We start from the raw sequence: 19,674 nt of genomic DNA on the forward strand, positions 1-19,674 counted from the left end.
TTACTATGGGATTTTGAGATAATTTGTGGGTACAATCTGGCTACGTTGATTCGATAATTATAATATTCAGCAAGGAATTTTGCTTATGCAAATGTCAGTACCTCAAGCAGTAGCCGCGAACTTTTTGGGAAAAGCTCCCACTTGGTATAAGCAGGCTATTGTCGCCTTTCTCGTCATTAATCCCATTTTATTCATAATTAATCCTTATGTAGCAGGCTGGGCGTTAGTAATAGAATTTATATTTACTCTAGCCATGGCGTTAAAATGTTATCCATTGCAACCTGGTGGACTTTTGCTTATAGAGGCAATGTTTATTGGCATGACAACCCCTGAACATATGAAGCATGAAATGGTGGTCAATATTGAGGTCATATTGTTACTCGTGTTTATGGTGGCAGGCATCTATTTTATGAAAGGGCTGTTACTTTACCTTTTCACAAAATTACTGATAAAACTTAAAAACAAAATTGTACTATCTATGGCATTTGCTGCGTCCTGCGCATTGCTGTCAGCATTCTTAGATGCCTTAACCGTCGTTGCAGTCATCATCACCGTAGGCTTAGGCTTTTACTCCATTTACCATAAAGTGGCGTCAGGTAAAGATTTTGGATCTGACCACGATCATTCCCATGATGACGAAGTACCTCATCCGAAGCGCAATGATTTAGAAGATTTCAGAGCGTTTTTGCGAAATCTTATGATGCACGCTGGAGTAGGTACCGCTTTAGGTGGCGTGATGACAATGGTAGGTGAACCGCAAAATCTGATTATCGCTGATAAAGCGGGTTGGGATTTTGTTGAGTTTTTTATTCGAATGTCTCCCATCACAATTCCAGTATTTTTTGCTGGGATACTTACAACCTTTGTAGTCGAAAAATTTAAGCTCTTTAGTTATGGCGCACAATTGCCTGACGTAGTCAGACAAATTTTAACCGATTATGACAAAGATATTGAAGCTAATTTGACCACCCAAGATAAAGTCAGACTCGTTCTACAGGGGCTAATTGCTGTTTGGTTAGTGATAGGTTTAGCAGGGCATTTAGCTGCAGTAGGCTTAATTGGTCTTTCTATTATTGTCTTGGCAACATCTATGAGTGGAGTAATAGACGAACACTCTATTGGTAAGGCATTTGAAGAGGCGCTACCTTTTACTGCATTGTTATGTGTGTTTTTTGGCGTTGTCGCAGTCATAATAGATCAAGGGCTTTTTAGTCCTGTAATTAACTGGGTATTAACCTTTGAAGGTAAAACGCAGTTGGTGATGTTTTATTTAGCCAATGGACTGCTATCAATGGTAAGTGACAATGTATTTGTTGGTTCAGTTTATATTACCGAAGTGACAGCAGCACTTAATAGTGGTGCGATTACTCGTGACCAATTTGATATGTTGGCTGTGGCCATTAATACCGGAACCAACCTTCCTAGTGTTGCCACTCCTAACGGACAGGCGGCATTTTTGTTCTTGTTAACATCTGCGATAGCTCCGCTATTAAGATTGTCTTACGGAACTATGGTGTATATGGCACTACCTTATACGGTAGTCTTGACTCTAGTTGGCTTAGCCGCCACTTACTTTGGACTATATGACTTAACGCAATGGTTGTATGAAATGCACTTTATAGAGCACCACTCTGGGGTGATACCCAGCGCTGCGCCACATTAATAAAGGACATATCTTTTGTTTGCTAAACTATCGTTATTAGCTGCTGATAAGCGCGCGTGGGGCCTATTATTTGGGTCCGCGCTGTGCTTTGAGATTGCAGCCTTGTACTTCCAACACGTAATGGATTTACAGCCCTGTATTATGTGTATTTACCAGCGTACTGCTGTGTTTGGTATTATGTTTGCCGCAATACCAGCGATGCTAATCAATAACCTAATCACACGATTAATTGGATTTTTAGGTTGGGGAATATCCGCGATTTGGGGCTTGCTCATCGCCATTGAGCATGTTGACATTCAAACGGCAGTGAACCCATTTTTTGCAACTTGCGAGTTTGTACCCAACTTCCCGAGCTGGGCACCTTTGCATGAGTGGCTGCCCAATATTTTCGGGGCAACAGGTGACTGCGGCAATATAGACTGGTCATTCTTTGACCTTAGCATGCCGCAGTGGATGATAGTGATTTTTAGTATTTACACTGCTATTTTCGGGGTAATCTTACTTAGCAGAGTCTTGCTACAACGTACTGTGTAAATCCGCTTATACTAATGCTATTCAAGCCAACATATGGGGGCTTGAATACACGTTAAATTTAATTTTCGACTCTGATGTTTTCACAAAACCTAGAAGACAAATATCACAATCCTTGGCCAAATCTATCGCCAAGCTAGACGGTGCTCCGAGGGCAATAATAAAGCGAATGTTCACCATAGCAGCTTTTTGTACTAAATCGAAACTAGCTCTGGAGCTCAGTACCACCCCCATAATCGATTCAGTTTCGTGGGGAGCGGTTGCCATTCTATGTAAATTGGCACCTAACAATTTGTCGAAAGCATTGTGTCTGCCTACGTCTTCGCGTACATCTACTAATTGTAATTCTTGATTAAATAACGCGGCGCCATGATTACCACCGGTTTGCTCGAACAAAACCTGTTTGTCTCTTAACTGTTGTGTTAACCAACCAACAGCACTAATGGGTAATAATGGTAACGGAATATCACTAGCTGGTATCTGCGGGAGTTTATCCAATATATTCTCGATGCTCTGTTGACCACACACGCCACAAGCCGAGTTCATCAGTTCTGCGCGTTGGTAATCAGACAAGTCGATATTCGCCTCAGCAGTCAAATTAATTTGCACGCGATTAGTGGTCTGAGATTTCAATCGCCCAGTTCCGACGTGGGTAATCGACTCTATTTTGCTAAAATCTTGAATCGCACCACTGGAATACAACCACCCTTTCACCAAATTTATATCGTCACCTGGCGTACGCATAGTCGTAAACAGTAACTCTGGTGAAGTTTTTAAGTAGGAGCCAGAAGATGAACGCGAATAACAAGAAAACCAAATTTCTAATGGCTCTTCGACTACCACAAGATCTTCACACTCAACGCTTTGTGTAGCCGAAACAGCCTCGCTTGAAGCACCTATGTTAACGACCGAATACGATTTAATAGTTTGCAAAAAATAGACTTTAATAAGAAATATTAACGCCTAAGCTACCTTAGCCAATGGAATGGGTAAAGACGTGTTTTATAAAAATATCTAGTCAATCCAGACAAGGAGTAGCGGCTTTCGGGGAACGCCCTGGGTCATAACAAGCAATCTCGCAGTATGCCGGCCCAACGATTTTAATGTTGGAAACGGTGAACGTAAATCAGCTAATTACGAGACCTACAGACAATGATTAAATAAAGATGAAGATTATTCCTCAATCTTATCAACTAGAAACTGTGTATGCCCCTGAGAATAAAACGCGGAACCTTTGTCGGACATATAAAACTCATTACCTTGCGTCACAACTAATCGGGCATCGGTTAAAAAATCTAGTAATTGTTCTTCGGGCATATCCTGTTCTTGGTACACCGCAGCTTGTTCTTTTGCTTGACCCCATTCCACAAACTGCGACAATTTTGCAGTTTGCTGTACTAGTGTATTAAGTCGACTGTCTTTATCAAAATATTGCTGTAGGGCTTTGGCATTATCAGAATCACCCTCTACCAACAATTCGCCATTTTGTATACTCACGACTATTTCTGAACTGAGATCAAATCTCTCTGCTAACTGAGCAATCTCTCTATCTAATTTTTGTTGGTTAAATTGTTGATAATTTTCAATAATATTGAGATCAATATCAATTTCACCATTTTCCAATAGCTCTAAGGTTTCTTCAAATTCTCCGCGACTCAAGCCACTTTCAAGCACCTCAAACCCGCCAGCCACGTCAGCAGAGGTACCTTGAGCAAGCTTGTTGAGCACATCATCTGCTTGGGTATTGTTGTTACCAATGTAATTAAATAAAGACAAAGGATTATTAGAAATTTCCATGAGCACTACCTGCAAAAAATGTAATGATTAACAGCGACGAAAACATTGATTAGCAACTTGTACGCCAAAACTGCTGTTATTTGTGATAGTTGACACTTCATTGGTTAGGGTCGTTTTCAAGACACTTTCTTGATACCGTGCCTAAAAAATGAATAATACTAAGGCAAAATTTTGCCAGTCGCGCCGTAAATTGATGTGACTTTGCCTCTGGTCGATAGTAGCGGAGTGCTTATATCGAGATTGGTAGATTTAAATCGTTATAACTTTTATCATGGGTAATAACCGCGTCAAGGAGAAACAAATGAAACCTACCCTTAGTCTACTAGTCGGCTTAATCTTTACATTTAGCATTTCAGCAAAAGTGGTCAGGTTGTCTGAGCCTGTCACTCAAGACGCCAAAACCGAAACCTTTGGTGTTGCACTAGACAAAACACTGCCCAAATTGAGTATGCAAGACCTGACGATAGAGTCTTCTTCGCACTTAGCTAAACCTTTTCAAGTAGAAGCCAGAATAGCCAAAGTGTGTCAAAAGAAAGGTTGCTTTTTTATCGCACAACAAGACCAACATATTTTAAGAGTCTCTTTTCGGGATTATGGTTTTTTTATCCCAACAGACAGTAGCGGTAAAACTGTGATACTGGCTGGGGAATTAGTTCAAAAAGAAATAAGTCCTGAACAAGCCGCGCATTTTAAGGCTGATTTAAACAGCGAATCTGATCTGGTTAAACCCGGAGCGGTTTACGAAATTGTGGCTGATAGCGTCACAATACCGCGCAGTTAATAGTACAGATGCTTCCCCCAAGTTGTCGAATAACGGCGAGCGGTCTTTGCATCTCATGCAAAAACCGCTCAAATGTGGCTTAACTTAAAATTCTAGAACGTTAATTTCCAAGTTGTTTAGCTTATTCTCAAGACCAGTATGATAAAGGGTTTCAATCGCTTTAGCGCCTTTATATTCGGCAACACTGACCTTGTTATTCATATGCACTGCAAAACTCTGCCAAGCTGTTGCATAACGCTCAGCAAAACCTGCATGCCCCCATTCAGCGGTGCGTTTTTTCACTTGGCTAGGCGCAAAGAAAAATTCACTGTCTAAATGGCCATCTGGCTTATCCTGCTGCGCGTCTACGTCTGTTGAGCCAATAAGAATTAACTTGTCGAGATTTTCAGCAAATTGTTTTTGTAGATTTAACAGAAGGCTCTTATTACCAGCGAAATCCAATACCCAACTCTTAGAAGATGCGTCAAATTGTGTGACCTCGTCATAACTAAACACTTGGTCATAACAGTCTAAACCTTGGGTAAACCCTTTGTTTCCGGCGGAGGTTAGGCCTACTACCTGATAATCTAAACCACGCTCTGCTTTATGTTTCATTAGTAGATGGGCAGCACCATAAGCGGTTTTACTAGAAGCACTGGTTAATATGACTTGTTCTACAGGTTCCTCAGCAGCCACTAATCCTTCGCCAACAAAATCATCTAAAACAAAAGACGTCATAAAAAGTGGACGATAATTGAGTTGCCAAGCTTCGCGATCAGCTTGATAACCAGGGTCGGTAGCACAGCGTACATAGTTATCATACACAGGTGAAATACTGTTACGTTTTTCACTGATATCAAAAAAGTGAGTAGGTGATATTTTACCTGCTTTGATTACTAGATGGCTTGCCATTGGCAAATAACCAAATACTTTCTCACCCACTTTTACATCTGTGTGGTTTGACTCAATTACAGTAGCAAATCCCCACATAGGAACTATGCCCCAAGTGCCGTCCGCTGCAAAAAATCCCCAATACCCCATTTTGTCGCCAAAAACTGAATAGGTCACATTATTCGCTGAAAACCCCAAAGTATCGATTTTAAGCAACACTTCGTCTGCCATTAATTGTTTGCTATCTATCTTTTTCTCAACAATTTTAGTATTCGAAACATTGGCTTTTTCAATCCAAATTTCGGTAACAGTTTGTACTTCGCTCATTTTGTTTTGCCCTAAAGTGAATTTAATCTGATAGATTGAGTATAAGTTTTTGAAACAGCATTTCGGCATCACGATTTTGAATGCTAAGAAATAAACCAAGATGATTAGCTCAGAGGCAAAGCGACATGAAAAAAACATCACCTAAGTTTGATATTGTTATATTTGGAGCTACCAGCTTTGTAGGTCAAATATTGACACGCTACATGTTGTCGGAATTTGCTCTTGATGGTGAATTAAAATGGGCTATTGCTGGCCGTTCCCAGAGCAAACTAATAGCATTAAAACATTCTTTGGGTTCAGCCGCAGAATCGCTTGATGTGTTAGTTGCTGATGCCGCTGACGAAGCTAGCCTGAACTTATTGTGTAGCTCAACTCGGGTGATTATCTCTACGGTTGGACCCTATGCACTTTATGGTGAGCCGCTGCTAAAAACTTGCGTGGCATTGGGAACAGATTATTGCGATTTAACCGGTGAAGTTCAGTGGATAGCCAAAATGTTAGAACGCTATGAAAACCAAGCAAAAGTCAGCGGCGCTCGCATTGTAAATAGTTGTGGGTTTGATTCATTACCTTCTGATTTAGGGGTGTATTTTTTACAACAACATGCTCAACAAAAATTTGCCGAAAGCTGTAGCAGTATTAAAATGCGAGTCAAAAAAATGAAAGGGGCCGCTTCGGGTGGCACAGTTGCCAGCATGACCAATATATTTAAGGAAGTGGCAACCAACCCATCCTTACGTAAAGTTTTGGCTAATCCTTACGCTATCTGCCCTGCTGACCATGGTAATAAAGTGCGTCAGAACGATATGAACCGTCCGCAATATGATAACGACTTTAACAGTTGGGTTGCGCCTTTTGTCATGGCCGTGATTAATACTAGAATAGTTCATCGAAGCAATGCGTTGGTAACGGGTGGGTATAGCCGGCATTTTGAATACAATGAAGCGATGTTAACCGGTAAAGGTATAATCGGTGGCACAATGGCAACAACTGTCGGCGCGGGACTAGGTGGCTTTGCCATGGCAGCCGTTCTTCCCCCTACCCGCTGGGCAATGGAGAAATTTATATTGCCAAAACCTGGTGAAGGTCCAAGCCAAGAAGCCCAAGAAAAAGGCTTCTACGATATACGCTTTTACGGTAAGACCGATAGTGGTCAAGAAATCCGCGTAAAAGTCACTGGTGATCAAGATCCTGGTTATGGCTCTACCGCTAAAATGTTAGCTCAAGCTGCCGCCTGTTTGGCCCAAGACATCAGTAAAGACACTGTATCCGGAGGCTTTTGGACACCCGCGGCTATCTTTGGCGATAAATTAATTCAACGGTTAGTAAACTACTCAGGCTTAACCTTTGAGGTTATCGATTAAGCTGTTGTGCATTTCACATTTATTGAACAGTGTTACTTTTTCATGCGTTGCTGCACTTTAATTGAATGCCATACCGCAGGAATGATCACTAGTACGGATATAAAGGCTAAAATCCATAGATAATGTTGACTCAACGCGCTCAAATTAACGACTTCAGCAGCGATGTCGTTATTGACATGAGATGCCTGCGCAATAGCGCCTATGGCGGCCTCTTTTGCGGTTGCAAAACCACCACTAAAGGCGCTTTCCCATCCCAACGCAGAGAGGGAAGCATAAGCTTTATAGGCAATAGCCGACACGCCAAAACCAATGACGCCGATACCAACAACACCAATTCCTAAGATACCCAACCCAACGGCTCCAACACTGATAACACCAACCGATACTATCCCCACACTGAGAGGCGCTATGGCTACACCACCCCACGCGAAAAGTAATCCGTAGGCAATGTTTCCACCAGCTATCCACCCAAAAGCTGGTTTATCGCCCATTTCAGGTTTAGTAAATTGAAAGTGAAATAAAGGAATGCCCAATAGTGTGAATCGGCTTTTATATTCCCGCTGCTTGGCATTTTTTTGATCTGCCTGCCCAAGGAAAGCTTCAGGATAAAGTAAACGCTCTTGAAATCTCAGTCTGCGCATCGCCTTAAACATATAGTCGACTAAGGCTAAATAACTGGCAACAAAAGTCAGAGCCAGCAGTTGCGCGGAAATAGTGAATGCACTCGAAACGCCTTCAGTACTTAATGCCAATTTTTTTAAGAGCAACATGCTAACCACAAAAACCAAAGCAAATATCATAAATAGCGCCACTATTTTGATGGCTTGCTGCCGTTCTCTTTGCGTACGTGATTGCACAAGCACCGCTTTTAAACCAAAGAACGTACTGATCACTCCAGACCAGGCTACCAAAAACCCCAAGACACTGGCTAAATTGAATAATGAACTTGTTTTAACGGCTCCCGCTCCCAAGGCTGCGGCTTTAGCGGGAGGAGCGATACCACTGATAGTTAACAACACAGCCGCGGTAAATCCAGCACCAGGTTTACTCTTCACTAGGGCATCTTCCACATACTTGATCATCGATTTTTGCAGCAGTTTGCGCCCTCTGGACAAACGTTGTTTAGCGGTATCTTCAGATAAATCTAATTCCAAAGCTACATGCTCGACAGAATTATGCTCTCTATAAAATAAGATAAGTGGCTCTCTGTAAATTTCATCCATTTTATCAAGAGCTTTCCAAAGCAATGCATGCTGTTGCTCTCGGATAGCGACATCTTCCATTTCACTATTATTAGCCGCTAAGTCGGTGTTTTCTATTTCATCAGCGTTGCGCAGCGGTTGCTTTTCTTCTTTACGGCGGTAATGGCTCAACTTAAAACGTAAAATTCCGCACAACCATGACTTTAGTTTTTCTGGCGCTAGCAACGAATCGAGTTTCTTCCACGCTTCAACGAACACTTCTTGAGCAATATCTTCGCTTTGTTTTATATCGCCAACCGACGAATAAGCCAAAGAACACAGTAAATTTTGATAACGACTGACTATTTCGCAAAATGCGTCGCGATCACCTCCCAATGAAGACATCACCAAAAACGAGTCATCACTATTAACCTTATTTTTTTTCTTATTAAACATATCAATAACTTTTATTTTTTCGCAGCAAACTAACAAGTGCCAGCTTTTCTAGAAAAGGTGACAATTTTTTTCAGTTTTTTTATTTTCAAAATTAAATACGATTTTTTGTCACCTATTCATTTCGGTGAGGCACTTAATGATAGACACCGCATTGCTGTGTTCAACTTATAGCAACTCGCGAATAACGCACAACTTATTAATTTAGAAGAGACCTTATGAATATCCAATCTAAAACAGTATCAAGAGTACGAAGCTATCTTGCCATGGTTTCAATCGCTACCCTATCAAGTTTATGTTTCACAACACCGTTAAAGGCGGAAGTTAACAATACTTTAGCCAACGCCATAATTGATGACTTTAATGATCCAACCAACAACACGTTAGGCATTCCCCGTCAATTTTTTAATGACACCGTAGCTGGCGGAAGTACAACAGCTGAATTAAACGTTGCTGAAGGGGTTATGCATCTGAAAGGTAAAATTGAACCCGCAAGGGGGCAGCCTGGTTGGGCAAGTTCAGTGTTACTTCTTGACCCACAAGGTCAACCTATCGATGCCAGCGAATTTTCAGGAATTCGGCTTAGGGTTAAACTCAACGCTGGGAATTTGTCTGTGTCTGCCAATAGTATTGAAGTCACTAATTTTGACTACCACACAGCGCAATTGCCTGTCGTACCTGATGGAAAATTTCACGAAATTAAAATTCCCTTTAGCACCATGAAACGTGCTTGGTCAGAGCAAACCGCACTGAATACTAAAACGATTAACGGCGTCAGCATCGTAGCTTTCGATTTAAGGAAAGCACAGTTTGATTTTGCGGTAGACGAAGTCAGCTTTTATTAACTCAAGCCAGCACAGTAATCAACATTGGTTTGAAAAAGCAAATCAATGTTCTCTCACCTTACTTAAAAATGGAGCATGAATATGCGTGAACACAATAGTACTAGGCTCGATTACTTAGATGCGGCCAGAAGTTTCGCATTGATACAGGGCATAATTTTCCATGCCAGCCTCTCTTTTATGCCCATTTTTATTGGATGGGCGGTGATGGACATTTCCACCAACGAGAGGGTGCCATTATTTATGTTGGTAAGTCACTCCTTTAGAATGGCATTATTTTTTCTAGTAGCCGGATTTTTTAGTCATATGACGTTTCAAAAATTAGGCTTGAGTGGATTTCTTAAATCACGTTTGTTGAGAGTGGGTGTGCCTTTGGTTATCGGCTGGTTCTTACTGCGACCTTTACTAGTATCTGGCTGGATAATGGGAGCCGAAAGTATGCGCGGAGAGGTACACATTGGAAACGCGCTATTGGAAGGCCTAAAACGCCTAGGGCAATTACCAAATGAATTTTTAATAGGCACCCACTTATGGTTTTTGTATTACTTATTGCTGGTTTGCGTTACAGCATTGTTACTCCACTACTTGATAAGGGTGCACACACCCACTAAGGCAAAGGTAACACCCTTACTAGACAGTGCTATTAATTGGTTGTGCCATTCACGGTTTGCAATTCTAGTACTTTGTCTGCCTACCGCCGCCTCTCTTTGGTTTATGGATCATTGGGGGATAGACACACCCGATAAAACTCTCATACCGGATATTCCAGTTACCTTACTGTATTGTGTATTTTTTCTTTTTGGTTGGTTATTACAACGCCAATCATCGCTAATTGATGGGTTTGTTAGTTTAAGCTGGAGCAAATTTATACTATGTATTATTGCCGTCGCAGTTACGATCACATTGTCGGGTTTTGAGACAAGTCGGGGTCATCCACAGTATATTTGGCTTAAAATGTGTTTCGTTGTCAATTATGCCATTATGATGTGGACACTCGTAGCTCTCACTCTTGGATTGTGCAAGCGTGTATTCAAAGGACCGAATCAGTTTGTGCGTTATATTTCTGACTCTTCCTATTGGCTTTATCTGATTCATTTGCCACTAGTAATATGGTTACAAATAGCCTTCGCAGAGCTCCCCAGTTATTGGTTAATCAAACTTTTATGCATATCCACAATAACCATTTTCGTATCCATATTGGTTTACGATGGTTTAGTGCGCTCTACCTTTATAGGTGCGGTCTTAAATGGAAAGCGTAAACCTCGAATTCTTTTTAAAGTCAGTAAACAGCAATATAGGACTACCACACTATGATTATTAACCTATGGTTATTTTTGAGTATTGGCGCGGTGTTGACCACAATTTTAGTGATATCAAGCACCATGATCATTAACAATCGAAAGTTAAAAGAAATAGAGCTTAAAACACTCAACGCTAAAAATTTAAACGCAGTAGTAGAAAAAGTAGTTGCTAGGCAGCTCAAATACCAAAGTGATAGAATTGAAACCTTAGAATCGATAGTTACTGATAAGAAATATCAGCTTGATGAAAACTTACGCAACCTTCGATAAAATGAGAAATACACGAACTGATTTGCGTGCCCCCTAAGGACAACCTATGGAAAACAAATGTATTACACAAGCCACCTTCAACCCCAAGGTTAGGAATTATTGGACAGTTGTCTGGGTATTTATTAGCTGCATTACCGTTGTGGGTATTATTCTCAGCCCCTTGGTTGCTATTATCGCTTGGTTGGTGTCGAAAAAGATACTCAACGCTATGTCTGCAAAGTTATTAGAACGAAAATTGGTGGTGAAACGCGGTGTTATATTTGTTGTTGAAAAATCGATCCCCCTTGAGAAAATTACCGATATCGCGCTAAGTCAAGGGCCTGTAATGCGCTTTTTCGGCCTATATCAGCTAAGCTTTGAAACCGCAGGGCAATCATCCGAAGGAGCCTTAGTATCGCTAATTGGTATCAACGATGCAAAAGCTTTCAGAGAAACGATTTTAAAACAAAAAGACAGTTTATCGAGTAGTCAAAATGTTGAAATCGACAAATCTGACATGCCAGACACTGACTTAGCAACGAATGACTTACGTGCATTGACACAAAGTGTTCAGAACATTGAAAAAATACTGACGACTCTGTTGGACAACAAACACCCTAGATAAACAACACATTGAGATAGTTATTAACTTGGAAATGAATCTATTAATCTTGAGTCGCTACACAATCCAAGTTTTTACAACAATTGTTTTGAACCATCACTCAAAACTCGATAATAGTTACCTGCTTCGATAAGTAGCCCTTCAGAACTCCTAGGTGGAAAATTGGACTCGTAGTCATTGGGGTGCTTCACATCGATTGCGTATACTTTACCTTGATACAGTTTTTTCACTGACCATTGTAAAGTATGTCCCACAATCACTGCTTGTGCCGCAAACTTATCTAGTCCTTTTTCTATATCTGACTGACTCAAATCATCTTTAAAATAGCCTCGATACCAAGATGGACCCGTTTTAGACGATACCAAAAACTCTGCATTGCCGCTGTCGCGCTTAGTGAAATAAGGTTTTCTGTAGTGGTTGCGAACAATATGGTTAATCTCTTCAAGGCTATAATCAAACTCACTGAGTTTTGGATGTATCCCCCCATGCACAAATAAGTTGCCATTAATACGTTCAAGAGTGTTTTTACTTGCCATCCAACGACCTAAAAATGAACTATCACTATAAAGATCAGCTTGCGTTTTGCCAATGATAGCAGCTACGTAGAGGTATTTTTCTGATGCACTGTAGAAATTACTCTGCATATTTTTGATCTCATGATTGCCGATAATAAAGTGTACATGCCCCCCATGCTGTCTGGCGTCTTGTTCCAATTTGTAAATGAACCACAACACTTGAGTGACAGAATTACCACGATCTATCAAATCTCCCACTAGCACCAGGTGCCCTTTACCGAAAGTCCAATCTAGCGACTTATCAATCACCCCGTTAATAATCAGGAAGTCCCGAAACGCCTTGTAACCACTTTCAATGTCAGAGATTGCTAGTATAGGATTATTATCCGAATAAACTGATGCTGGCGTGTTAATTTCGGTACTTACTGCAAATTCAAACTCCTGTTGTTCCAATGTAAAAAACGCCTTTGCAGAAATATCACTTTGCAAAGGATAAATCGTTTTGTCGTTGTAGAATCCCTCAGGCTTGCCCCCCCTAATAACGTTAACCGATAGTTGATTACCTTCAAAAAAGATATGCGGCCCTTCTTTGTCTAACTTATAAGCCAAAGGGTTTTCATTAAAGTGGGCCTCAGCACCATGGTAAATTCCGAACGAGGCTATTAATAACAATAAAATGCTCAGTGTTAAAAATGAGTGTTTGAGGTTAGTTTTTAAGACTCTATACATTATATTCGTCTCCTAAATTTGCGAAGTCTAAATGTTAATATTCGCGAGCAAACATTGGCCTAAGTCATACAAATAATGGCTAGTTCCTCGCAAACTAAGGAAATGAGCTAAGCAAAGGCCGAAGCAAATTATCTCCCTTTAATCATTAGAGATGAGAGATAATTATGAGAATCAAGAAAGCTCTATTATTGAATACTTTGTTTTAGGACTCGCAACACACTTTTAGTGAAATAGGCGAGTCCAGCACCTAAAGCAACCGCAATAGGACTAAGCCAATAACCTAACAACTCAGTAGATTTAGGATACATATTTTCAGAAAATGAAATAATGACACTATTACCCTGAGATGCCGACCAGACACCAATTTCATTTGGAAAAAAGAGCTTACCCAGACCGATGGTTATCAAAATAAACGCAACGCCTAACCCCAGAGCAGCCATTGAATAATAAAGTGTTTTAGTGGCACCTTTTTTAACACTTTGAATTGCCTTAAATCCTGTGGGTGGTGGGGTACCTTGAAGTAGATGTTCTACATATTGGTTCGCCAATGTTCTTGGTTGACCAAAGCCATCCAATATTTCCTGAGCATCAGTTCGCTGCCCACTATTTTCCTGAAGCTCTATTGCATCAAAAATGTGACTTTCAATTTCACGAATAACTTCTTCAGATTCAGATTTGCTTAGTCTGGATAAATATTTTGATAAGTTTTTCAAATATTGATGAATTAGCTCACGATCAGACATCTGATGCTCCTTCAGGATTAATGGTGTGTTGATTTGGGGTTTGGATTAGGTTTTCGATATCTGCAACTGATTGACGCCAGCGATTTGTAAGAGCAACCAGCTTTGCCTTACCTTGCTCTGTCAGTTGGTAATACTTTCTTGGTCGAGCATCACCTTCTTGACGCCAAAACGCTTTTACCATGCCATCACGTTTTAAGCGATCTAACAGAGGATAAAGCGTACCTTCAGTGATTTTCATTGTTTCAAATGAATGCAACAATTTTAATAACTCTAGACCATATAGCGTGCGCGTTTTTAATGCGGCTAAGATCACCAACTCCAACGTACCTTTTCGAAGTTGAACATCCCATTTTTCATTAATACTCTCTTGTTTTGGCATCACTTACCTAGCTATACATTGTTACTATGTAGTACATAGTAACAATGTATAGCATACCATACTAGTAGTGCAAGATTTATATTTGAATATCGTCTAATAAAGAGGATTGGATTACGCAGAGCACTTACCGAGCGAATGTAGGAGCTAAAAATGAACAGTTATGTAATATTCATTTTGATACGAATCGCTTTAAACGATTAATACAATTAGCTAGAGGGACGTGATTGATGTTGATTCAAGCAAAACCCGTTTGCTTATGATAACTCAAGCTAACCGAGCTCTACCAAATAGTGATAATTGTCACTTCTACAGCGGCTCTGTCTAAATTCTATGGCTTTGTTATCCAAAGAATGGGTCACTCTTGTAACTTCAAGAAGCGGGTCACCAACTGTTATACCTAACATCTGCGCGTCTTGCTTAGTTGCGAGTACCGCTTTAATACTGTCGCGGGTGTCTCGAACGGTAAGATTAAATTGGGTTTGATAGAAATGGTAAAGAGTATGAGGGACTTCTGGGTGTTCTTCCAATGTAGCAAAATACTTATGTGGCAAAAATATAGTTTCGGCAATACAAAACTCGTTATTCAAAATCCGTCTTCTACTTAGCACTATAACTTTGGCATTTATTTCTAATTCTAACGCTTGGGCAACCTGTTTTATGGCTTTATGTGTTTCTACCGATAGTAGTTCAGCTTTAGGCAGCTCAGGCGTTTTTCCATCAGCAATTAATGGAAAGAATCGATACAAACTATGATGCCCTGTATGCTCAGAAACAAAGGTACCAATGCCTTGTCTTCGGGTCAGTATTTTAGCATCGGTTAAACTGTTTAAGGCTTTACGCACCGTACCTTGACTGACATTTAGTTCGCTTGCCAATTGAAATTCGTTCGGTAACATTTCCCCAGGCTTCCAACGTTGTTCAACAATCAATTGAGTGACATGTTCCTCAACTTGTTTGTAAAGGGGCTGAAATGCTAACCCTGGTTGACTCAGTTTGTTATCAAAACGATTTTTATTCATGAATGTAAACTGCAAGTTAATAATGCTCTAGAGTATTATTAACTGCTACTCTGATTCAAGGAATTAAATTGATATTATACTAAAAAATTTCAGCCTAAGTGATTGACAGAATTAGGAATAGCTATCCTCAGTCTTTGCGTCATGGGCGATCTCATGAAATTAGCGCAAGTTGGCCACTTCAGATATTTAGAGTGATTGACTGTTCTCACCGATTGACAAAAATTTAACACTACTATAACTTATGTCTTATATAAGATTAAACCTATGCTATTTGTTGATATGTGGTTTGTTTTCCCGCAAGCGCTTCAAATAAGTACAATATGACCAATGCAAACTACCAGAGGTTACCTGTGTCTGAGCTCACATCATCACACCCCCAAAAACTCAATCTAGCTGCACCCGATTGGAATGCAGTTACCCAAGTGTCGGTAACAGGTGCCGCTTACTTGGCTGAAGATTCATCAGTAATGTTGCCCACTACAGTTGGTGTATTGCAATTGAGTTTTTATTCGTTTGGGTTACGATTACGAGCAATAGGCAGCTCTAGTGCCAACTACGAGATGTTGCAAAAAGAGCCCAATATTCACACTAGCGAGCTGAGTCACTCTGAAAACAGTACCACTATCACCTCAGGTAATTACACTCTAGCTATTCAACATCATCCTTTTTCGTTTGAGCTTCTTTACGAGGGAAAAAGTGTCCAAAAAACCCCAAACGATGGACATTTTGTAAGACAGTTTCGAATCCCTCCCTTAGCAAAAACCGATCAGGGTTGGTTATTTAGTTTAGATTTAGGTGCTGAAGAAGCGGTGTATGGATTAGGTGAAAAATGGTCTAGCTTGAATAAACGCGGACAGTTTATTCGTTCTTATAATCATGATGCGCTGGGAGTCAATGCTGAAATTTCCTATAAAAACACCCCTTTTGCTTGGAGTCCAGAAGGTTGGGGAGTATTTGTACATACCCCTGCTCCTGTCACCCATGCGGTTGGTTATGGGCCATGGTCGCAACGGGCTTATGGTCTACTAGTTGAAGATGATGCCTTAGATATTTTTATTTTAAGCGGCAAAAATGGTGCGGAAATTATTCGTCAGTACACTGATTTAACAGGTAAAGCCCCCGTCCCTCCTGTTTGGAGTTTGGGGGTGATTTTATCTAAAGCCTATTACAAAGATGTACCGGAACTAATGGCTACAGCCAAAGCGGTGCGTCAGCACAACATGCCTTGTGATGTCATCACCTTAGACGGACGAGCGTGGCAAGATACAGATACCCGTTTTGCATTTGAATGGGATCCAAAAAGATTTGCTGACTTTCCACCCAATCAGGTGATTAATGACCTTAAGGCCATGAATTTTAAGGTGTGTATTTGGGAATATCCTTTAGTCTCGGTACAAAACCCGTTATTTGCTGAAATGGCAAGAAAAGGTTGGTTACTCACAGACAAACGAAACGGCCAAGCTTATCGATATCAATGGGACATGAGCGCCTTTGCTGAAGTGTTAACACCTTTGCCTGAATCAGGAATAGTGGACTTCACCCATCCAGATGCGTTTGCTTTTTGGCTTGAATCACATAAACCCCTATTCGATCTTGGTGTGGATATGATCAAAGCTGATTTTGGCGAGCAGCTAGAAGATGACAATATGTTGGCCCACAACGGCGACTCGGGGCATCGATTGCACAATGTATACAGCCTTTTATATAACCGTTGTGTGTATCAAGCAGCACAAAAATATAGCCAAACAGGGCCATTTTTATTCAGTCGCAGTGCATGGACGGGGTCTCAACGTTATCCCAGCCAATGGGGAGGCGATCCGCAAGCCGACTGGGGTGGATTGATTGGCAGTATTAGGGGCGCGTTGTCTTGGGGCATGTCAGGGGCTCCCTATTTTGCCACTGACGTAGGCGGCTTTTATAAAGATACTCGAGATGCAGAATTATTTGTTCGTTGGTCACAAACAGCTGTATTTTCAGCGCATATGCGCTTGCACGGTATAGGTCAACGTGAACCTTGGAGCTACGGTTCACAAGCAGAAACAGCCGTAGATCAAGCGTTAAAATTACGCTATCAACTTATTCCATACATACAACAGACTATGCAACAAGCTAGTCAAACCGGGCTGCCTGTGATGCGCGCTATGGCATTAGCCTTTCCCGAAGACAGGTTAGCCAGAGGTTTTGAAATTCAGTTTATGTTTGGTGATCACTTATTGGTGGTTCCATGTACACAACCCGGTGGTGAAGTAGAGTTTTATTTACCTCAAGGTCAGTGGCTTAGATTCCCAGAACAACAAGTGTTTAGCGGAGGCAGCGTTCAAAAATTAACATTAGCCTTAGATGAAATGGCTGTATTTGTGCCTTATGGGCGGTCAATCCCTATTGGCCCAGATATACTGCATACTGAGCAATTAGCACATCCAAAAACCGGTCTGCAAATTAGTCATTATTGGCCTAACCAAGATGAAAAACCATAATGATTAAACTGCAGCAAGTTTTATTCTCACTCAATACTCCCTTAGGTAAACTCAATTACATAGTGGCGAATGTGGCCAAGAACTTAGCCGGTGGTTTACTTGCGATTATGCTAGGCATGATATTAGCGCAGGTATTTTTCAGATATGTATTGAACGATTCACTGGCGTGGACTGAGGAACTTGCGAAATTTTCTATGGTTTGGGTGGCATGTTTGGTAGCGCCATGGGCCTACCGTGAACATCTAAACGTATCGATTCAAATGTTTGCCGATGCGCTGCCGGCATTATTACGCAGATTGACTGAACTATTGATCACGTTATTAGTAATCATTATTTGTGGCATATTTTTTAAACAGAGCTTAGAGTTTTGGCAGTCAGGTCTGAGTATCAACGCTTCGTCTGTGCCTGTGAAACTTGCTTATTTTTATAGCTGTGCCCCTTTTGCTTTTGGCTCGATTTGTTTAGTGGGTTTAGAAAAACTCATAGAACAATTATGTTTGCCTTTAGATCATTGTTTCGCTCCACAGCAGGACGCTTCCTAACATGTCACTAAGTTACTTCTGGGTCTTTATTTTATTATTAACCGCTGGCGCACCAGTCATTTTTGCGCTGTTAATTGGTCCCGGCGTCAGCCTCATATTAGATGGTAAAGAAGTATTTTTTTCTGCCCTATTAAATCGATTGTATTCAGGAATGAATTCCTTTCCTTTGATGGCAGTACCGTTTTTTATATTGGCTGGCGAACTAATGAACCAAGGTGGGATCACCCAATCTATAGTGCGTTTTAGTCAAACTTTAATCGGTCACTATCGTGGCGGTTTAGCCCAAGTAAATATTTTGTCTTCGGTATTATTCGCAGGCTTATCTGGCTCCGCAGTCGCAGATACTTCTGCATTAGGTAAAATGCTTATTCCTGCGATGCAACAAAATGGTTACAGCCGACGTTTTGCAGCGGCTGTCACTGCAGCATCTTCAGTGATTGGCCCAATCATCCCTCCCTCTGGCATCATGATTTTGTACGCATTTATTATGAATGTGTCTGTTGCAGGCATGTTCTTAGCGGGAATTGTACCCGGTATATTGATATGTGCGGGTTTAATGTTAATGACCAGCCGAATTTCCAAAAAACGCAATTACCCAGTAGCTAATGCTAAAGCCACATGGCATGAGCGTGGTAGTGCATTAAAAAGTTCGTTTTTGCCTTTGTTAACACCAGTTATTTTACTAGGTGGCATAGTATTAGGTGTATTTACACCCACTGAAGCGGCAGCAGTCGCTGCTGGCTATGCACTGATTATTACTTTGTTTGTCACCAATACCTTAAAACTCAACAAATTGCCTACTATCTTAGTCAACGCTGCGGTGCAGTCTGGCACCATTCTTTTATTGGTAGGTTCGGCCGTTACTTTTGCTTGGATCATCACAGTATCGGGCATGGCCGACACCTTGGCGTCTGAAATAACGGGCATTACAGATAATGTGCTATTGCTGCTGTTAATCATCAACTTATTTCTATTTGCAATAGGTATGTTTTTGGATGCCGGACCCGCTATTTTAATCTTGGGCCCAGTTCTTGCGCCTATATTCATTTCATTAGGTATCGATCCCCTACATTTTGCGGTGATCATGTGTGTGAATTTAACGGTCGGTCTCGCCACACCGCCCATGGGTCTAGTGTTGTTTGTCGCAGCATCGGTGTCCGGTGAAAAAACAGAAAATATCGCCCTAGAAATGCTGCCTTTTCTGGCAGTAGAAGCGGCAGTAATATTTCTAATCACTTACTTCCCAGCGCTAACCATGACTCTGCCTACTTTGTTTGGATTTGCTTAAG

At 41.0% G+C, this 19,674-nt stretch carries 19 protein-coding genes; 11 read left to right on the forward strand and 8 right to left on the reverse strand.

The features are described from left to right. The first annotated feature begins 85 nt into the window (after positions 1-85). Both nhaB and dsbB read left to right on the forward strand, forming a co-directional pair. Positions 86-1,663 (forward strand): sodium/proton antiporter NhaB, encoded by a 1,578-nt coding sequence (gene nhaB / locus ABJK37_RS05155; protein WP_348350813.1) that lies wholly within the window; start codon positions 86-88, stop codon positions 1,661-1,663. A gap of 15 nt (positions 1,664-1,678) precedes the next feature. Next, positions 1,679-2,197, forward strand: coding sequence for a disulfide bond formation protein DsbB (dsbB, locus tag ABJK37_RS05160; protein ID WP_348350815.1), 519 nt, complete (start codon positions 1,679-1,681; stop codon positions 2,195-2,197). Positions 2,198-2,218: 21 nt separating this feature from the next. Here the strand turns inward: dsbB and ABJK37_RS05165 are convergent, their stop codons facing one another. Together ABJK37_RS05165 and ABJK37_RS05170 are read right to left on the reverse strand one after the other, a co-directional pair. After that, positions 2,219-3,127: a formate dehydrogenase accessory sulfurtransferase FdhD gene (locus ABJK37_RS05165; protein ID WP_348350817.1), complete on the reverse strand. Its 909-nt coding sequence runs from the start codon at positions 3,125-3,127 to the stop codon at positions 2,219-2,221. A gap of 240 nt (positions 3,128-3,367) precedes the next feature. Beyond that, on the reverse strand, positions 3,368-3,991 hold the full coding sequence (locus ABJK37_RS05170; protein WP_348350819.1) for a hypothetical protein: 624 nt from the start codon (positions 3,989-3,991) through the stop codon (positions 3,368-3,370). 301 nt (positions 3,992-4,292) lie between these two features. Between ABJK37_RS05170 and ABJK37_RS05175 the strand changes: the two genes are divergently transcribed. Further along, on the forward strand, positions 4,293-4,772 hold the full coding sequence (locus tag ABJK37_RS05175) for a DUF4920 domain-containing protein (RefSeq protein WP_348350820.1): 480 nt from the start codon (positions 4,293-4,295) through the stop codon (positions 4,770-4,772). Between the two features lie 84 nt (positions 4,773-4,856). Here the strand turns inward: ABJK37_RS05175 and ABJK37_RS05180 are convergent, their stop codons facing one another. Continuing rightward, a complete protein-coding gene (locus ABJK37_RS05180; protein ID WP_348350822.1) occupies positions 4,857-5,969 on the reverse strand; it encodes a DUF2855 family protein in 1,113 nt (370 codons plus the stop codon). Positions 5,970-6,094: 125 nt separating this feature from the next. On the opposite strand from ABJK37_RS05180, the gene ABJK37_RS05185 reads away from it, so the two are divergent. Continuing rightward, positions 6,095-7,333 (forward strand): saccharopine dehydrogenase NADP-binding domain-containing protein, encoded by a 1,239-nt coding sequence (locus tag ABJK37_RS05185; RefSeq protein WP_348350824.1) that lies wholly within the window; start codon positions 6,095-6,097, stop codon positions 7,331-7,333. A gap of 32 nt (positions 7,334-7,365) precedes the next feature. Here the strand turns inward: ABJK37_RS05185 and ABJK37_RS05190 are convergent, their stop codons facing one another. Next, positions 7,366-8,970 carry a sigma-70 family RNA polymerase sigma factor gene (locus ABJK37_RS05190; protein ID WP_348350826.1) on the reverse strand — a complete coding sequence of 535 codons (1,605 nt, stop codon included), beginning with the start codon at positions 8,968-8,970 and terminating at the stop codon, positions 7,366-7,368. Between the two features lie 215 nt (positions 8,971-9,185). Between ABJK37_RS05190 and ABJK37_RS05195 the strand changes: the two genes are divergently transcribed. The 4 genes from ABJK37_RS05195 to ABJK37_RS05210 all read left to right on the forward strand — a co-directional run bounded on the left by ABJK37_RS05195 (position 9,186) and on the right by ABJK37_RS05210 (position 11,984). Next, entirely contained in the window at positions 9,186-9,812 is a 627-nt protein-coding gene (locus ABJK37_RS05195) for a CIA30 family protein (RefSeq protein WP_348350828.1), read from the forward strand. Positions 9,813-9,893: 81 nt separating this feature from the next. Beyond that, entirely contained in the window at positions 9,894-11,123 is a 1,230-nt protein-coding gene (locus ABJK37_RS05200; RefSeq protein ID WP_348350830.1) for an acyltransferase family protein, read from the forward strand. Further along, positions 11,120-11,380, forward strand: a complete 261-nt coding sequence (locus ABJK37_RS05205; RefSeq protein ID WP_348350832.1) for a hypothetical protein — start codon at positions 11,120-11,122, stop codon at positions 11,378-11,380. The genes ABJK37_RS05200 and ABJK37_RS05205 overlap by 4 nt, the downstream gene beginning before the upstream one ends. 46 nt (positions 11,381-11,426) lie before the next feature. Beyond that, complete coding sequence (locus ABJK37_RS05210) at positions 11,427-11,984, forward strand: PH domain-containing protein (RefSeq protein ID WP_348350834.1); 558 nt, start codon at positions 11,427-11,429, stop codon at positions 11,982-11,984. A 71-nt stretch (positions 11,985-12,055) separates the two neighbouring features. Here ABJK37_RS05210 and ABJK37_RS05215 read toward each other — a convergent pair whose 3' ends face one another. The 4 genes from ABJK37_RS05215 to ABJK37_RS05230 all read right to left on the reverse strand — a co-directional run bounded on the left by ABJK37_RS05215 (position 12,056) and on the right by ABJK37_RS05230 (position 15,366). Continuing rightward, on the reverse strand, positions 12,056-13,225 hold the full coding sequence (locus ABJK37_RS05215) for a metallophosphoesterase (protein ID WP_348350836.1): 1,170 nt from the start codon (positions 13,223-13,225) through the stop codon (positions 12,056-12,058). Between the two features lie 185 nt (positions 13,226-13,410). Further along, positions 13,411-13,968, reverse strand: a complete 558-nt coding sequence (locus ABJK37_RS05220) for a hypothetical protein (RefSeq protein WP_348350838.1) — start codon at positions 13,966-13,968, stop codon at positions 13,411-13,413. Beyond that, on the reverse strand, positions 13,961-14,347 hold the full coding sequence (locus ABJK37_RS05225; protein WP_348350840.1) for a PadR family transcriptional regulator: 387 nt from the start codon (positions 14,345-14,347) through the stop codon (positions 13,961-13,963). The genes ABJK37_RS05220 and ABJK37_RS05225 overlap by 8 nt, the downstream gene beginning before the upstream one ends. A gap of 269 nt (positions 14,348-14,616) precedes the next feature. Continuing rightward, positions 14,617-15,366: a GntR family transcriptional regulator gene (locus ABJK37_RS05230; RefSeq protein WP_348350842.1), complete on the reverse strand. Its 750-nt coding sequence runs from the start codon at positions 15,364-15,366 to the stop codon at positions 14,617-14,619. A 320-nt stretch (positions 15,367-15,686) separates the two neighbouring features. On the opposite strand from ABJK37_RS05230, the gene ABJK37_RS05235 reads away from it, so the two are divergent. The 3 genes from ABJK37_RS05235 to ABJK37_RS05245 are packed head-to-tail and all read left to right on the forward strand — an operon-like array spanning position 15,687 to position 19,673. Next, positions 15,687-17,843 (forward strand): TIM-barrel domain-containing protein, encoded by a 2,157-nt coding sequence (locus ABJK37_RS05235; RefSeq protein WP_348350844.1) that lies wholly within the window; start codon positions 15,687-15,689, stop codon positions 17,841-17,843. Then, entirely contained in the window at positions 17,843-18,385 is a 543-nt protein-coding gene (locus tag ABJK37_RS05240) for a TRAP transporter small permease (RefSeq protein WP_348350846.1), read from the forward strand. The genes ABJK37_RS05235 and ABJK37_RS05240 overlap by 1 nt, the downstream gene beginning before the upstream one ends. Before the next feature lies 1 nt (position 18,386). Continuing rightward, positions 18,387-19,673 carry a TRAP transporter large permease gene (locus tag ABJK37_RS05245; protein WP_348350848.1) on the forward strand — a complete coding sequence of 429 codons (1,287 nt, stop codon included), beginning with the start codon at positions 18,387-18,389 and terminating at the stop codon, positions 19,671-19,673. Position 19,674 lies beyond the last annotated feature (1 nt).

Source organism: Paraglaciecola sp. (assembly GCF_039964565.1).
Taxonomy (GTDB): Bacteria; Pseudomonadota; Gammaproteobacteria; order Enterobacterales; family Alteromonadaceae; genus Paraglaciecola.

Coding starts and splice junctions, on each gene's coding strand:
- nhaB (WP_348350813.1), top strand. CDS start 86: ATGCAAATGTCAGTACCTCAAGCAGTAGCCGCGAACTTTTTGGGAAAA.
- ABJK37_RS05170 (WP_348350819.1), bottom strand. CDS start 3,991: ATGGAAATTTCTAATAATCCTTTGTCTTTATTTAATTACATTGGTAAC.
- ABJK37_RS05205 (WP_348350832.1), top strand. CDS start 11,120: ATGATTATTAACCTATGGTTATTTTTGAGTATTGGCGCGGTGTTGACC.
- ABJK37_RS05195 (WP_348350828.1), top strand. CDS start 9,186: ATGAATATCCAATCTAAAACAGTATCAAGAGTACGAAGCTATCTTGCC.
- ABJK37_RS05240 (WP_348350846.1), top strand. CDS start 17,843: ATGATTAAACTGCAGCAAGTTTTATTCTCACTCAATACTCCCTTAGGT.
- ABJK37_RS05220 (WP_348350838.1), bottom strand. CDS start 13,968: ATGTCTGATCGTGAGCTAATTCATCAATATTTGAAAAACTTATCAAAA.
- ABJK37_RS05190 (WP_348350826.1), bottom strand. CDS start 8,970: ATGTTTAATAAGAAAAAAAATAAGGTTAATAGTGATGACTCGTTTTTG.
- ABJK37_RS05200 (WP_348350830.1), top strand. CDS start 9,894: ATGCGTGAACACAATAGTACTAGGCTCGATTACTTAGATGCGGCCAGA.
- ABJK37_RS05225 (WP_348350840.1), bottom strand. CDS start 14,347: ATGCCAAAACAAGAGAGTATTAATGAAAAATGGGATGTTCAACTTCGA.
- ABJK37_RS05245 (WP_348350848.1), top strand. CDS start 18,387: ATGTCACTAAGTTACTTCTGGGTCTTTATTTTATTATTAACCGCTGGC.
- ABJK37_RS05175 (WP_348350820.1), top strand. CDS start 4,293: ATGAAACCTACCCTTAGTCTACTAGTCGGCTTAATCTTTACATTTAGC.
- ABJK37_RS05230 (WP_348350842.1), bottom strand. CDS start 15,366: ATGAATAAAAATCGTTTTGATAACAAACTGAGTCAACCAGGGTTAGCA.
- ABJK37_RS05180 (WP_348350822.1), bottom strand. CDS start 5,969: ATGAGCGAAGTACAAACTGTTACCGAAATTTGGATTGAAAAAGCCAAT.
- ABJK37_RS05185 (WP_348350824.1), top strand. CDS start 6,095: ATGAAAAAAACATCACCTAAGTTTGATATTGTTATATTTGGAGCTACC.
- ABJK37_RS05235 (WP_348350844.1), top strand. CDS start 15,687: ATGACCAATGCAAACTACCAGAGGTTACCTGTGTCTGAGCTCACATCA.
- ABJK37_RS05215 (WP_348350836.1), bottom strand. CDS start 13,225: ATGTATAGAGTCTTAAAAACTAACCTCAAACACTCATTTTTAACACTG.
- ABJK37_RS05210 (WP_348350834.1), top strand. CDS start 11,427: ATGGAAAACAAATGTATTACACAAGCCACCTTCAACCCCAAGGTTAGG.